Source organism: Massilia sp. BHUDP2 (assembly GCF_046236355.1).
GTDB classification, from domain to species: domain Bacteria; phylum Pseudomonadota; class Gammaproteobacteria; order Burkholderiales; family Burkholderiaceae_D; genus Telluria; species Telluria varians.
The window spans coordinates 2,247,141-2,261,200 of the sequence record NZ_JBJUVW010000001.1 but is presented as its reverse complement, the minus strand read 5'-3'; the positions used below and the strand labels follow the sequence as shown (position 1 = coordinate 2,261,200).

Below are 14,060 nucleotides of genomic sequence, written 5' to 3'. Positions count from 1 at the left end.
CGCGAATTCGTCATTTTAAGACTTGTAAAATTGCCTCTGTTATATAATTCACACAAGAAGTCCGGCCTGCGCGTCGTTCTTCTCTTTGAACAGGGGGATGCATGGCAACTGGCAGCAGCAAGGAAGAAAGGGATCGCCTTCCGCACGACGACGCGTCCAGCCATGGCCAGAGCGAAGGCGTGCCCAGCGTGGGCCAACTGGAAGGAAGCGCCTACAATCCGCTCGGCGACCCGGGCGTGCGCCACTGGCAGGCCAGCCAGATCTCGCGCCCCGGCTTCGAAGAGCGCGGCAACATCTTCTTCGCCGCCATCGAGATGACCCGCATGCCGATGGTGGTGACCGACCCGAACCAGCCGGACAACCCGATCGCATTCGTGAACCGCGCCTTCCTCGACCTGACCGGCTACGAGGAAGAGCAGGTCCTCGGCCGCAACTGCCGCTTCCTGCAGGGCGAGCAGACCGACCCGCATACCGTCGAAGAGATCCGCAATGCCCTGCGCGAACAGCGCGCGGTGGCGGTCGACGTCCTCAATTACAAGGCCGACGGCCGGCCGTTCTGGAACGGCCTGTTCATCGGCCCGGTGTTCGACGAAGGCGGCAAACTGCTGTACTACTTCGCCTCGCAGATGGACATCACGCGCCGGCGCGTCTCCGAACAGTCCTACCTGCAGGCCCAGAAGATGGAAGCGATCGGCCAGCTGACCGCCGGCCTGGCGCACGATTTCAACAACCTGCTGCAGGTCGTCGCCGGCAACCTGGAGCTCGCGGCCTCCGACCTCGACGACCGAATCACCGTCGGCCAGGCCATCGACCGCGCGCGCCTGGCCAGCGAAAAGGCCGGCAAGCTTACCCAGCAGCTCCTGACCTTCGCCCGCAAGCAGCGTCTCGAGCCGAAGCGCCTGAACCTGAATTCGCTGGTGGTGGAATTCAGCGAGATGCTGGTGCGCACGCTGGGCGACAAGGTCGACCTGCACCTCGACCTGAAGCCCGGCCTGCCCTCGTGCACGCTCGATCCGACCCACATGGAGATGGCGCTGCTGAACGTCCTGATCAACGCGCGCGACGCCATGCCGGAGGGCGGCAAGGTCACGGTCGCCACCTCGACCATGGATGACCCTGAAAAACTGGAGCGCCTGCACCTGGCGCCGGGCCGCTACGTGGTGATCTGCGTGATCGACCGGGGCGAAGGCATGTCGCCGGAAGTCGCGGCGCGCGCCACCGAGCCCTTCTTCACCACCAAGGGCCCGGGCACCGGCCTGGGACTGGCGATGGTGCACGGTTTCGTGCAGCAATCGCACGGCCGCCTCGAGATCGAAAGCGCGCCGCAGCAAGGCACGACGATCCGCATGGTGTTCCCGCAGGCGTCCAAGTCGGCCATGGAGATCATGGGCGAGCGCTCTGGCAACGGCACCAGGTGGACGCCCGAGGCGATCCTGGGCAAGCGCACCGTGCTGGTGGTGGACGACAGCGAAGAGGTGCGCGAACTGGCCGAGACCCACCTGCGCGCCGGCGGCTACCGGGTGCTGGGCGCCCCGAGCGGCGAGGCGGCCCTCGAGATGATCGAACGCTACGGCAGCATCGACCTGCTGTTCACCGACATCATCATGCCGGGCGGGATGAACGGCCTGCGCCTGGCCGAACTGGTGCGCGAGCGCCAGCCCGAGGTGCCGGTGCTGCTGGCCACCGGCTACATCGACGCGCTGCCGGCCGTCAAGGGCGAGGCCGCATCGTTCCCGATCCTGACCAAGCCCTACCGGCTGAACGAACTGGCCGAGCGCATCCGCCAGGCCCTGAAGGTCGACCTGCGCGTGACTCCGGCATCCGGCTTCACCCACGAGGGCTGACACCATGCACATCCTGCTGGTCGACGACGAAGAGGCCATCGTCTACGTGTTCCAGCGCTATCTGGAGCGGGCCGGCTACCGGGTGACTGCGGTGGTCGATCCGAACGAAGCTCTGGCCATCGGCAGCGCCGGCGGCATTGACATGCTGGTCACGGATTTCCGCATGCCCGGCATGACCGGCGCCGAGCTGATCGCCCGCCTGCGCGAACTGCATCCCGACCTGCCGGCCCTCGTCGTGACTGCCTTCGGCGCCGAAGTCGGCGTGGCCGCGCCGGATGTGCAGGTGCTGAACAAGCCCTTGCCGCCGCAGGACCTGGTCGACGCGGTGGCGCGGGCGCTGGCGCCTGCCCAGCCATCCTGAGCCACGGGCGCCTGCGCTTCGTCGCGTTTGCGCCTCGCGCATCAGTCGTGCGCTCCTTGACGGCGAAGGCTGCATCCGCCATGCTGTTAGAATAACAACGTCTGCATCGTCCACGAGGCTTGCACGGCGGCGCTACCGGCATGCGGCCACCCTTCGCACTGTCCTTCACGCCGCCGGCAACAGCGCAGGCGCCACAACTCACGACCGCTTCATCGCACGCAAGGACGATCGCATGACCCCGAACTCGACTCCAAACGAAGGCGCCAGGGCGCCGCACGCGCCGACCGAATACATCCTCAATGCCAGCTGCCGCGCCGGCATCGGCATCGTGGCCGCCGTCGCCACCTTCCTGGCCGAACGCAACTGCTACATCTGCGCACTGGAACAGTTCGACGACGATTCCACCGAACGCTTCTACATGCGCGCCGTGTTCCGGCTGCAGGCCGGCTCGCCCAGCATCGAAAACATCCGCGAGCAATTCGCCGAAGGCTGCGGCGCCCGTCTCGACATGCAATGGAAGATCCACGACCCGGCGGACGCTGTCAAGACGGTGATCATGGTATCGAAGGACGACCACTGCCTCGACGACCTGCTCTACCGCCGCCGCAATGGCGAACTGAACATGTCGATCACGGCGGTGGTGTCGAACCACCTCGACCTGCGCCCGATGGTCGAGCGCGAAGGCATCCGCTTCATCTTCCTGCCGGTCACCAAGGACAACAAGGCCCAGCAGGAAGCCCGCCTGCTCGAAGTCGTCGAAGAAACCCGCGCCGAGCTGGTGATCCTGGCGCGCTACATGCAGATCCTGTCGGACGAGCTGGCGCGCCGCCTGGCCGGCCGCTGCATCAACATCCACCACTCCTTCCTGCCCGGCTTCAAGGGCGCCAAGCCCTACCACCAGGCCTTCGACCGCGGCGTCAAGCTGATCGGCGCCACCGCCCACTACGTGACGCCGGACCTCGACGAAGGCCCGATCATCGAGCAGATGGTCACCCGCGTCGACCACAACTTCCGTCCGGAGCAGCTGGTGCGGGTGGGGCGCGACAACGAATGCATGGCGCTGGCCGCAGCGGTCAAGTTCCACATCGAGCGCCGGGTTTTCCTGCACGGGAACAAAACGATCGTCTTCCGGGGTCCGTGAGCTGCGATCGGTCCGTATTCGAGAGTTAGCAGTAACACGTCGTCCCGGCGCAGGCCGGGACCCAATTCAGTTGCGCAGCGAATTGCTTCACCGGCTAGCGATAGCGCACGCAGAACTTGGGCCCCGGCCTTCGCCGGGGCGACGGTCTTGCGGCCGCGGGTTCATGCCGGCGTCCCCTCAACGTCCGGCATCCTTGTCCATGCGCTGCTGCAGCAGCCACAAGCGGGCGTAGGTCCCCTTGCGACGCAACAGTTCGGCATGGCTGCCCTGCTCGACGATGCGTCCGCGGTCCATCACCACGATGGTGTGCGCATTGACGATGGTCGACAGGCGGTGCGCGATCACCAGTGTGGTGCGGTCCTGCGACAGCCGGTCCAGTTCGCGCGTGATCGCATGTTCCGAGTCGGCATCGAGCGCCGAGGTGGCTTCATCGAAAATCAGGATCGGTGGATTCTTGAGCACCGCGCGTGCGATCGCGATGCGCTGCTTCTCGCCGCCCGACAGGTTGACGCCGCGCTCGCCCACGGGCGTGTCGTACTTGTCCGGCAGCGAATCGATCACCTCGTGCAGGTGGGCGGCGCGGCAGGCCACCACCACGTCCTCGCGCGTGCTGCCGCTGCGCCCATAGGCGATGTTGTTGCCGATCGTGTCGTTGAACAGCGCCGTCTCCTGCGGCACCACGCCGATCGCCATGCGCACGCTGGCGGCTGCGCACTGGCGGATGTCCTGGCCATCGACCAGGATGCGGCCATTGGCCGGGTCATAGTAGCGCAGCAGCAGGCGCGCCAGCGTCGACTTGCCCGAGCCGCTGCGCCCGACCACGGCCAGCGTGGTTCCCGGCGCGATGCGCAGGCTGACGTCGACCAGCACCGGACGCGCCGGCTCGTAATGGAAGCTGACGTGCTCGAACACGACCTCGCCCCGGCCCGGCCGCAAGGGCGGTGCCCCGGGCGGATCGAGGATCTCGGGACGCTCGCGCAGCAGCTCGAACAGGCGCTCCGCGTTCACCCAGGCGTCGCGCGCCTCCCGGTAGACGAAGCCGAGCGCATTGAGCGGCAGGCAGACCTGCAGCGCGTAGGCATTGATCAGGACCAGGTCGCCCACGCTCATGCTGCGCGCCAGCACGGCCTGGCCGGCCAGCACCATGATCGCGGCCACGCCCAGTGCGATGACGGCGCTCTGCCCCACGTGCAGGGTGAACAGGGCGCGCTGGTTGGCGCGGCCGGCCTCCTGCCAGTCGCCCATGATGGCGGCGAAGCGCCGGGCCTCGCGCGCCTCGCCGCTGAAGTACTTGACCGTATCGTAGTTGATCAGGCTGTCCGCCAGCCGCCCCTTGGCAGTGGAGTCGAGCTTGTTGACCCGCCGCTGGTAGACCACGCGCCGCGCCGTGAACACCAGCGTGAAGCCGGCGTAGACCAGGAAAGTCACCAGGATGATGCCGGCGAAGCCCGCCGCATAGCGGCTCAGCATGATCGCCAGCACCAGCCCGATTTCGACCAGGGTCGGCACGATCGTGAACAGGCCGACCCCGAGCAGGAAGGCGATGCCGCTGGTGCCGCGATCGATGTCGGGCAGCAGGCTGCCGAGCTTGCGCTGGGCGTGGAAACGCGGCCCCAGCGCGTGCAGGTGCGAGAAGGTCTTTTGCGCATAGGCCGCGACGGCCTCGAGCGTGACCCGCACGAACAGCAGGTCGCGCCACTCGTTGAACAGGGTGGACGAGAAGCGCAACAGCGCGTAGCCGACCAGCAGGTAGAGTGGCAGCGAGGCCGGCAGGCTGGCCTGGGAAAAAGCGTCGATGATCCGCTTGAGCAGCAGCGGCACCGCCACCGTGGCGAGCTTGGCCAATAGCAGCAGCACGACCGCCGCGACGATGCGCCAGCGATGCCGGCCCAGCGCCTGCCACAGCTCTGCGCCGATACGGGCGCCGCGCCCCGCCTCCCCGCTACCGCCCGCCATCGCGCGTCTCCTGATCCCCGATGGGAATTGGACAGGCTATGGACGCACAACGTTCAGATTCCCCGTTGGCAGGCTGCGGTATCGCAGTCCGATACCGAAAAGCCAGGCCGGTGCTACTTCGCGCGGCGTCCTTGCACGATGCCCGCCTGCTACCGATGATGCCTCCACATTCATCACGGAGATCAATATGAAACGCCTCCTCTTCGCCGCCCTGCTCAGCCACGCCTGCAGCGCCACCCATGCGGCCGGCCATGCGGGCCAGTCTGAACTGTCGAATGCCAGCGCCAACCTGTCCGGCGTCGTCGTCGGCGGCTCCCTCCTGACCCTGGCCGCCACCGGCAGCGTCGTGGTGGCCAGCGTCAGGACGGTCGGCGACGGCCTCGAAGTCGTGCTCGAGGGCGCCGCCGACGCCAGCCGCGCCACGGTGCGCCTGTCCGGCCGGGCGGCCGCCGGCGTCTCGCTGGCCGCCGGCACCGCGCTGGAAGTGGTGACGGCGTCGACGGGATACGTCCTGGTGATGTCGGGCAAGGCGATTGCCTTCCTCCCGAACGAGGCGGGCAAGGCCCTGCTGCACCATTCGAGGGCCGGCTGATGGACCGCCGCCTGTTCGGCGCCGCCCTGCTGGCCCTGGCCGTCGCCGTCCTCGTCAGGGCCGGCCAGCCCTGCGAGGAGCGCCCGCTCGCCGCCCACGAAGTCGTGCTGTCGATGGACCTGGCCCAGCGCACGGTGCAGGCCCTGGAGGCCAGCGGCGCCCAGGTCGCCCTGGTCTCGCGCGCCGGCCAGGACCTGAGCCGCTACCGCCTGCGCTACTCGCACATGGGTATCGCGGTGCGCGACCATCCCAAGGGACGCTGGACCGTGGTGCACGCGCTGAACGACTGCGGCAGCGCCGCATCAGGCCTGTACGACGAGGGCATGGGGAATTTCTTCCTCACCGACCTGTACCGCCATGAAACCCAGCTGGTGATTCCCGGACCCGAGCTCGGGGCCAGACTGGCGAAGCTGGCGGCCACCCGCACCCCGGTGCGCCTGCACGAGCCGAAGTACAACATGCTGTCCTATGTGTACTCGACCAGGTACCAGAATTCGAACCAGTGGGTGCTCGAGACCCTGGCCGCCGCGGCCGCCCCGCCCGGCCAGGTCGAGACCCGGCTCGAGGCCCAGAAATGGCTGCGTTCGATCGGCTTCCAGCCGCCCACGGTCGAGGTGCCGGCGGCGGTGCGCCTGGGCGCCCGCATGTTCCGCGCCAACGTGGCCTTCGACGACCACCCTTATGAGCGCCGCATGGCCGGGCAAATCGACACGGTCAGCACCGATGCCGTGGTCCGGATGGTTCGCATGGTCGACCCGCAGGCCAGGACCATGACCGTCGATTGAAGCGGTCCGGCACGGTCGTATGTGTGTGAACTAACCGAACAGGATCAAGCTGGCGGTTAAGGTGGTGGCTTCGCTCAAGGATTCTACGAAGGGACGGCCATGGACCACTACCAGGAATACCCGATCCGGCTGCGCATCAACGGGCAAGACCGCGAGTTCGCGGTCGGCGCCTGGGTGACGCTGCTCGACCTGCTGCGCGAACGCGCAGGCCTCACCGGCACCAAGAAGGGCTGCGACCACGGGCAGTGCGGCGCCTGTACGGTGTTGCTGGACGGGAAGCGCATCAATTCCTGCCTGACCCTGGCGGTGATGCACAACGGCCACGAGGTCACCACGGTCGAGGGCCTGGCCAAGGGCGAGGAACTGCATCCGCTGCAGCAGGCCTTCATCGACTGCGATGCCTTCCAGTGCGGCTACTGCACGCCCGGCCAGCTGTGCTCCGCGGCCGGGCTGATCGCCGAAGGCCAGGCGAAGAGCGTCGACGACGTGCGCGAACTCATGAGCGGCAACCTGTGCCGCTGCGGCGCCTATCCGCAGATCACCCAGGCGGTGATGCAGGTGATGGGCATCGAGGGCAAGCCAGGCGAAGGCGAAAAGCCTTTTACAACCGGTCCGGTGCTCGCATGAACCCGTTCACCTTTACCCAGGCCAGCGACGAAGACGCCGCGCTGGCCCGCCTGGCGATGCCGGGCGTGCGTCCGATCGCAGGCGGGACCAACCTGCTCGACCTGATGAAGGAAGGGGTGACGCGCCCCGGCGAGCTGGTGGACATCAATGGCCTGGGATTCGACCGGATCGAGGAAGATGCCGGCGGCGGCCTGCGCCTGGGCGCCCTGGCGCGCAACGCCGATACCGCCTACCATCCGCTGGTACGCGAACGCTACCCGCTGCTGAGCGCCGCCATCCTGGCCGGCGCCTCGCCGCAGCTGCGCAACATGGCCACCAACGGCGGCAACCTGCTGCAGCGCACCCGCTGCTACTACTTCTACGACGTCGGCACGCCCTGCAACAAGCGCGAACCGGGCAGCGGCTGCCCCGCCAGGGACGGCCTGAACCGCCTGCATGCGATCCTCGGCACCAGCGAGCACTGCATCGCCACCCACCCTTCCGACATGTGCGTGGCCCTGCGCGCCCTCGACGCCGTGGTCCACGTGCGCTCGCAGGGCGGCGGGCGCGAGATCCCGTTCGCGGACTTCCACCGCCTGCCGGGCGAGCGTCCCGAGCTCGACAACACCCTGGAAGCCGGAGAGCTGGTCACGCATATCGCGCTGCCCGAGGCCGGACGCTTCGCCGCCCACTCCACCTACCTGAAGGTGCGAGAACGCCTCTCGTACGCGTTCGCGCTGGTGTCGGTGGCCGCCGCGCTCGACCTCGACGGCGGCAAGATCCGCGCCGCCCGCATCGCGCTCGGCGGCGTGGCCCACAAGCCGTGGCGGGTCGAGGAAGCCGAAGCTTCCCTGGAAGGCAAAGCGCCCGGCCCGGACGCCTTCGGCGCCGCCGCCGACATCGTCCTGCGCGGCGCCAAGGGCTACGGCCAGAACGACTACAAGCTCACGCTGGCGCGCAACGCCATCGAGCAGGCCTTGACCACCGCCACGCGCGGCACCGAGTACGCGAAGGGTGAACACCGAGGAGAGCAGCAATGACCGATCTGATTCCAGAACTGCGCACCCCGACCGCGCCCGACGGCACCGGCCGGGTACGCAGCGGCATGCCGGTATCGCGCATCGACGGCCGCGCCAAGGTGACCGGCGAAGCGAAATACGCGGCCGAGCACGAGGCCGAGGGACTGCGCTATGGCGTGGTGGTGAGCGGCACCGTCGCCCGCGGCCGCATCAAGAGCATCGACACCCGCGCCGCCCTGGCCACGCCCGGCGTGGTGGAGGTGCTCACCCACCTCAACCGCCCCAAGGTCCGCTCATGGGACCTGGCCTACAAGGACATGACGGCGCCGGGCGGCTCGCCGTTCCGGCCCCTGTTCAGCGACCGCATTTTCTACAGCGGCCAGCCGGTCGCGCTGGTGGTGGCCGAGACCTTCGAGGCGGCGCGCCACGCGGCCCAGCTGGTGGAAGTCAGCTACGAGGAAGAAGCGCACGAGACCGACCTGCTGGCCTCGCTCGACCAGGCCTACAAGCCGCGCGCCCTGAAGGCCGGCTTCACGCCGCCCAGCTCCACCGGGGATGCCGACAAGGCCTTCGACGCCGCCGAGGTGAAGATCGAATCGCAGTTCTACCACGGCGTCGAGCACCACAATCCGATGGAGATGCACGCCACCACCGTGGTCTACGGGGAGGACGGCCACCTGACGATCTACGAGAAGACCCAGAGTTCGCAGAACAACCGCTGGTACGTCTCGCGCGCCTTCGGCATCAAGAAGGAGAAGGTCACCGTGCGCAATCCCTACGTGGGCGGCGCCTTCGGGTCCGGCCTGCGCCCGCAGTACCAGCTGCCGCTGGCGGTGATGGCGGCGCTCAAGCTGAAATGCTCGGTGCGGGTGGTTCTGACACGTCAGCAGATGTTCAGCTTCGGCCACCGCCCCGAGACCTGGCAGAAGGTCAAGCTGGCCGCCAACAACGAGGGCAAGCTGCAGGCGATCGTGCACGACGCCATCCACGAGACCTCGCGCCTGGAAGACTACGTCGAGGTGGTGGTCAACTGGTCCGGCCAGTTGTACGCCTGCGACAACATCAAGCTCGGCTACAAGCTGGTGGCCCACGACCGCCATTCGCCGATCGACATGCGCGCGCCCGGCGCCGCGCACGGCATGCACGCGCTGGAAGTGGCGATGGATGAACTGGCCTACAAGCTGCGCATGGATCCGCTGGAATTCAGGCGCCTCAACTACGCCGACCGCAATCCGCTCGAGGACAAGCCGTATTCGACGAAAGAACTGAGCCAGTGCTACGACAAGGGCGCCGCGCGCTTCGGCTGGCAAGGCCGCCCGATCGAGCCGCGCTCGATGCGCGACGGGGAGGAGCTGATCGGCTGGGGCATGGCCACCGGCATGTGGGATTCCCTGGTGATGCTGGCGCGCGTGAGCGCCGTGTTCCATGCGGACGGACGCCTGGTGGTGAGCAGCGCGGCCTCGGACATCGGCACCGGCACCTACACGGTGATGTCGATGATCGCGGCGGAAGCGCTGGGCCTGCCCATGGAACAGGTCACCTTTCAGCTGGGCGACTCGACCCTGCCCTTCGCCCCGGTCGAAGGCGGCTCCTCGCACGTGTCGACGGTGGGCAGCGGCGTGCACGGCGCCTGCGACAAGCTCAAGAAGACCTTGATCAAGATGGCGAAGGCCATGCCGGGTTCGCCGCTTGCCAGGGCGCGCACCCAGGACCTGGAATTCGCCGACGGCACGCTGCGCCTGCGCAACCGTCCCGAGACCGCCATGCAGCTGCGCGAGGTGCTGGCGGCCGGCGGCGTCGACCGGGTCGAGGAAAAGTTCTTCATGAAGCCTTCGATGCTCAAACAGCGCAAGTACACCCGCGCCGTGCACTCGGCGGTGTTCTGCGAGGTGCGCGTCAACGAGAAACTGGGGATCGTGCGCGTGACGCGCGTCGTGAACGCCGTGGCGGCGGGCCGCATCATCAGCGCCAAGACCGCGGCCAGCCAGGTGATCGGCGGCGTGGTGTGGGGCATCAGCCAGGCGCTGCACGAGGAAAGCTTCACCGACCACCGCTTCGGGCGCTTCATGAACCACAACTACGCGGAGTACCACGTGGCGGTGAACGCGGACGTGCACGACATCGAGGTGATTTTCGCCGACGAGGATGACCGCATCGTCAGCGAGCAGCTCGGCGCCAAGGGCGTGGGCGAGATCGGCCTCGTGTCGGTGTCGGCGGCGATCAGTAATGCGATCTTTCACGCCACCGGCAGGCGCCTGCGCGGCACGCCGATTACCCCGGACAAGGTGCTGCTGGGCGAGCACGAGATTCCGGTGCCGGAGCCGAAGCAGGCGCAGTAACACCTCCCTGCCGCGCCCGTCACGGCGGGCGCGCGCATCGGCAAGCGTAGTATTTCGTCAACACGGCGCCGGTCGGCGGCTCCCGCCATGCGTCATGCATGGCGGCGAGGGCCGCATTCCGGCGTTTTTCCGACATTGTTCAGCATCTTTTCCGACTCGCCATACGGGTTTCCACGTAGTTGCAAATCTATCTATTTACTGGTAAAACCAGTCCTGCGTATGCACGCGCTCCATGCAAGCTGGCTGGATTCGTCGTGGCCTGCATCGTGGCTGTTCCTGCGTCGCCCATACTGATAAACCAAGAAAACCGAGGTTAGAGGAAGACACCGATGAAAACCACATTCCTGCGCACCGTCGCGGCCATTGCCCTGCTGGGCGCCGCAGTCGCCACCAGCGCTTCAGCCCAGAACTACCCCACCAAGACCATCACGATGATCGTGCCGTTCGCCGCCGGCGGACCGACCGATACCGTGGCGCGCCTGGTGGCCCAGTCGATGGGCAATACCCTTAAACAGCAGATCATCGTCGAGAACGTCGGCGGCGCCGGCGGCACCATCGGTGCGGCGCGCGTGGCGAAGGCCGCGCCGGACGGCTACACCATCTTCCTGCACCACATCGGCCACTCGACCGCCCCAAGCCTGTACCGCAAGCTGAGCTACAACGCGATGACCGATTTCGAGCCGATCGGCCTGGTCACCGACGTGCCGATGACCCTGATCGCCAAGAAGGACTTCCCGGCCAAGGACTTCAAGGAACTGCTGGCCTACGTGAAGGCCAACAAGTCCAAGGTCACCTATGCCAACGCCGGCCTCGGTTCGGCCTCGCACCTGTGCGGCATGCTGTTCCAGACCGCCATCGGCGTCGACCTGACCACCGTCCCGTACAAGGGCACCGGCCCGGCCATGAACGACATGCTGGGCGGCCAGGTGGACCTGATGTGCGACCAGACCACCAACACCACCAGCCAGATCAAGAGCGGCAAGGTCAAGGTCTACGGCGTGACCACCAAGCAGCGCCTGGCCTCGATGCCGAACGTGCCGACCATGAGCGAAGCCGGCCTGCCGGGCTTCGAAGTGGCCGTGTGGCACGGCATGTACGCACCGAAGGGCACCCCGAAGCCGGTCGTCGACACCTTGTCGAACGCCCTGCGCACCGCCCTCAAAGACCCGACCGTGAAGCAGCGCTTCGCCGACCTCGGCACCGAGCCGGTGGCGGACAAGCGCGCGACGCCGGAAGCCCTGCGCACCCACCTGAAGGCGGAGATCGACCGCTGGGGCCCGATCATCACCAAGGCCGGCCAGTACGCCGACTGATCGCGCAGCGCAAACGCGGCAGGCTGTGCGGGAATCGATCCCGCGCAGCCCGTTCGCTACCACACAACAACAAGCAACAAGGGGTTCGCAGTGGCTTCCATCGTCCGCCATCCGAAGAATTTCTGGATCGGCATCATCTTCCTGTGTTTCGGCCTTGCCGCCATCGCCCTCATCGGGGACAACGAGATGGGTAGCGCCGGCCGCATGGGTCCGGGCTATTTCCCGACCGTCCTGGGCGGCCTGCTGTCTGTCGTCGGCCTTGCCGGCATCATCCGCGCCTTCATCGGCCGCCGCCTTGACGCGCATGACGCGATCGGCACCTTCCACATCAAGGACATCGTCATTATCCTTGGCGCGGTGATCCTGTTCGGCATCCTGATGCGCGGCGCCGGCCTGGCCGCCGCCGCCTTCGTGCTGGTCATGCTGAGTTCCTTCGCCAGCAAGCAGTTCAGTTTGAAAGGCGCGCTGCTGCTCGCCGTCGGCCTGGCCATCTTCGCCGTGCTGCTGTTCGTGAAGCTGCTCGGCCTGCCCATGCCGATCGTCGGCCCCTGGCTGGGAGGGGCGTAAGACATGGAGATCTTTACCAACCTGGGACTGGGCCTCGAGACGGCCTTCACCCTCACCAACCTGTTCTACTGCCTGGTCGGCGTTTTTGTGGGCACCGCGGTCGGCGTGCTGCCGGGCCTGGGCCCGATCGCCACCATCGCCATGCTGCTGCCGGCCACCTTCGGCCTGCCGCCGGTCTCGGCCCTGATCATGCTGGCGGGTATCTACTACGGCGCCCAGTACGGCGGCTCGACCACCGCCATCCTGGTCAACCTGCCGGGCGAATCGTCCTCGGTCGTGACCGCACTCGACGGCTACAAGATGGCGCGCAACGGCCAGGCGGGCAAGGCGCTTGCCACCGCGGCGATCGGCTCCTTCTTCGCCGGTACCGTCGCCACCATCCTGCTGGCCCTGTTCGCGCCGCCGCTGGCCGACCTGGCGCTGAAGTTCGGCCCGGCCGAGTATTTCTCGCTGATGGTGCTGGGCCTGGTGGCCTCGGTGGTGCTGGCGAGCGGCTCGCTGCTCAACGCGATCGGCATGGTGATCCTGGGGCTGCTGCTCGGCCTGATCGGCACCGACGTCAACTCGGGCGCGCAGCGCTACACCTTCGACAAGCCGGAACTGGCCGACGGCATCAACTTCGTGATCGTCGCGATGGGCATGTTCGGCATCGGCGAGATCATCCGCAACCTCGAGCACGGCGAAGACCGCAACGTGCTGATGAAGAAGGTCCAGGGGCTGATGCTGAGCAAGGACGACTTCAAGCGCATCCTCGCGCCGGTCCTGCGCGGCACCTTCCTCGGCTCGGCGCTCGGCATCCTGCCGGGTGGCGGCGCCATGCTGGCCTCGTTCTCGGCCTACTCGATCGAGAAGAAGGTCTCGCCCAACGCCAAGAACTTCGGCAAGGGCGCGATCGAAGGCGTGGCGGCGCCGGAAGCGGCCAACAATGCCGGCGCCCAGACCTCCTTCATCCCGATGCTGACCCTGGGCATCCCGTCCAACCCGGTGATGGCGCTGATGATCGGCGCGATGATCATCCAGGGCATCCAGCCGGGTCCCGCCGTGATGACCGAGCAGCCGGCGCTGTTCTGGGGCCTGATCGTGTCGATGTGGTTCGGGAACCTGTTCCTGGTGGTGCTGAACCTGCCGATGATCGGTCTGTGGGTCAAGATGATCCTGGTCCCCTACCACCGCCTGTACCCGGCGATCCTGATGTTCTGCGCGATCGGCGTGTTCAGCCTGAACAACAACGAGTTCGACATCTGGCTCATGGCCCTGTTCGGCCTGTTCGGCTACATCTGCGCCAAGTTGGGTGCGGAACCGGCGCCGATGCTGCTCGGCTACATCATCGGCCCGATGATGGAGGAATACCTGCGCCGCGCGCTGCTGCTCTCGCACAGCGACCCGATGGTCTTCCTGCGCAGCCCGATCAGCGCCACCATGCTGGCCATGGCGGCCATTGCGCTGATCATCGTGATGCTGCCGGCGCTACGCAAGAAGCGCGAGGAAGCGTTCCAGGAGGAGTGATTACCTTATCGATGCGCGACATCGCGCCCGC

The 14,060-nt window shown here is 67.1% G+C and carries 12 protein-coding genes; 11 read left to right on the top strand and 1 reads right to left on the bottom strand.

Going from position 1 to position 14,060, the window contains the following annotated elements:
• Positions 1–101 precede the first annotated feature (101 nt).
• The 3 genes from ACK6C6_RS10230 to purU all read left to right on the top strand — a co-directional run bounded on the left by ACK6C6_RS10230 (position 102) and on the right by purU (position 3,346).
• Positions 102–1,844: a histidine kinase famiy protein gene (locus tag ACK6C6_RS10230; protein WP_409267200.1), complete on the top strand. Its 1,743-nt coding sequence runs from the start codon at positions 102–104 to the stop codon at positions 1,842–1,844.
• Positions 1,845–1,848: 4 nt separating this feature from the next.
• Positions 1,849–2,205 (top strand): response regulator, encoded by a 357-nt coding sequence (locus ACK6C6_RS10225; protein ID WP_409267199.1) that lies wholly within the window; start codon positions 1,849–1,851, stop codon positions 2,203–2,205.
• A gap of 232 nt (positions 2,206–2,437) precedes the next feature.
• The gene (gene purU, locus ACK6C6_RS10220; RefSeq protein WP_409267198.1) at positions 2,438–3,346 is read left to right on the top strand and encodes a formyltetrahydrofolate deformylase; all 909 of its coding nucleotides are present in this window, start codon (positions 2,438–2,440) and stop codon (positions 3,344–3,346) included.
• Between the two features lie 177 nt (positions 3,347–3,523).
• Here the strand turns inward: purU and ACK6C6_RS10215 are convergent, their stop codons facing one another.
• Entirely contained in the window at positions 3,524–5,302 is a 1,779-nt protein-coding gene (locus ACK6C6_RS10215; RefSeq protein ID WP_409267197.1) for an ABCB family ABC transporter ATP-binding protein/permease, read from the bottom strand.
• A 187-nt stretch (positions 5,303–5,489) separates the two neighbouring features.
• Here ACK6C6_RS10215 and ACK6C6_RS10210 point away from each other — a divergent pair, with 187 nt between their 5' ends.
• From ACK6C6_RS10210 to ACK6C6_RS10175, 8 genes are all read left to right on the top strand, one after another.
• Entirely contained in the window at positions 5,490–5,894 is a 405-nt protein-coding gene (locus tag ACK6C6_RS10210; RefSeq protein ID WP_409267196.1) for a hypothetical protein, read from the top strand.
• Positions 5,894–6,679 carry a DUF2145 domain-containing protein gene (locus tag ACK6C6_RS10205; protein WP_409267195.1) on the top strand — a complete coding sequence of 262 codons (786 nt, stop codon included), beginning with the start codon at positions 5,894–5,896 and terminating at the stop codon, positions 6,677–6,679. Before ACK6C6_RS10210 ends, ACK6C6_RS10205 begins: the two co-directional genes overlap by 1 nt.
• Positions 6,680–6,778: 99 nt before the next feature.
• Positions 6,779–7,306: a (2Fe-2S)-binding protein gene (locus ACK6C6_RS10200; RefSeq protein WP_409267194.1), complete on the top strand. Its 528-nt coding sequence runs from the start codon at positions 6,779–6,781 to the stop codon at positions 7,304–7,306.
• Entirely contained in the window at positions 7,303–8,325 is a 1,023-nt protein-coding gene (locus ACK6C6_RS10195) for an FAD binding domain-containing protein (protein ID WP_409267193.1), read from the top strand. Before ACK6C6_RS10200 ends, ACK6C6_RS10195 begins: the two co-directional genes overlap by 4 nt.
• Positions 8,322–10,643: a xanthine dehydrogenase family protein molybdopterin-binding subunit gene (locus tag ACK6C6_RS10190; protein WP_409267192.1), complete on the top strand. Its 2,322-nt coding sequence runs from the start codon at positions 8,322–8,324 to the stop codon at positions 10,641–10,643. Before ACK6C6_RS10195 ends, ACK6C6_RS10190 begins: the two co-directional genes overlap by 4 nt.
• A 329-nt stretch (positions 10,644–10,972) precedes the next feature.
• The gene (locus ACK6C6_RS10185) at positions 10,973–11,956 is read left to right on the top strand and encodes a tripartite tricarboxylate transporter substrate binding protein BugD (protein ID WP_409267191.1); all 984 of its coding nucleotides are present in this window, start codon (positions 10,973–10,975) and stop codon (positions 11,954–11,956) included.
• Between the two features lie 90 nt (positions 11,957–12,046).
• On the top strand, positions 12,047–12,523 hold the full coding sequence (locus ACK6C6_RS10180) for a tripartite tricarboxylate transporter TctB family protein (protein ID WP_292041198.1): 477 nt from the start codon (positions 12,047–12,049) through the stop codon (positions 12,521–12,523).
• A 3-nt stretch (positions 12,524–12,526) separates the two neighbouring features.
• The gene (locus ACK6C6_RS10175; RefSeq protein WP_036217630.1) at positions 12,527–14,029 is read left to right on the top strand and encodes a tripartite tricarboxylate transporter permease; all 1,503 of its coding nucleotides are present in this window, start codon (positions 12,527–12,529) and stop codon (positions 14,027–14,029) included.
• Positions 14,030–14,060 lie beyond the last annotated feature (31 nt).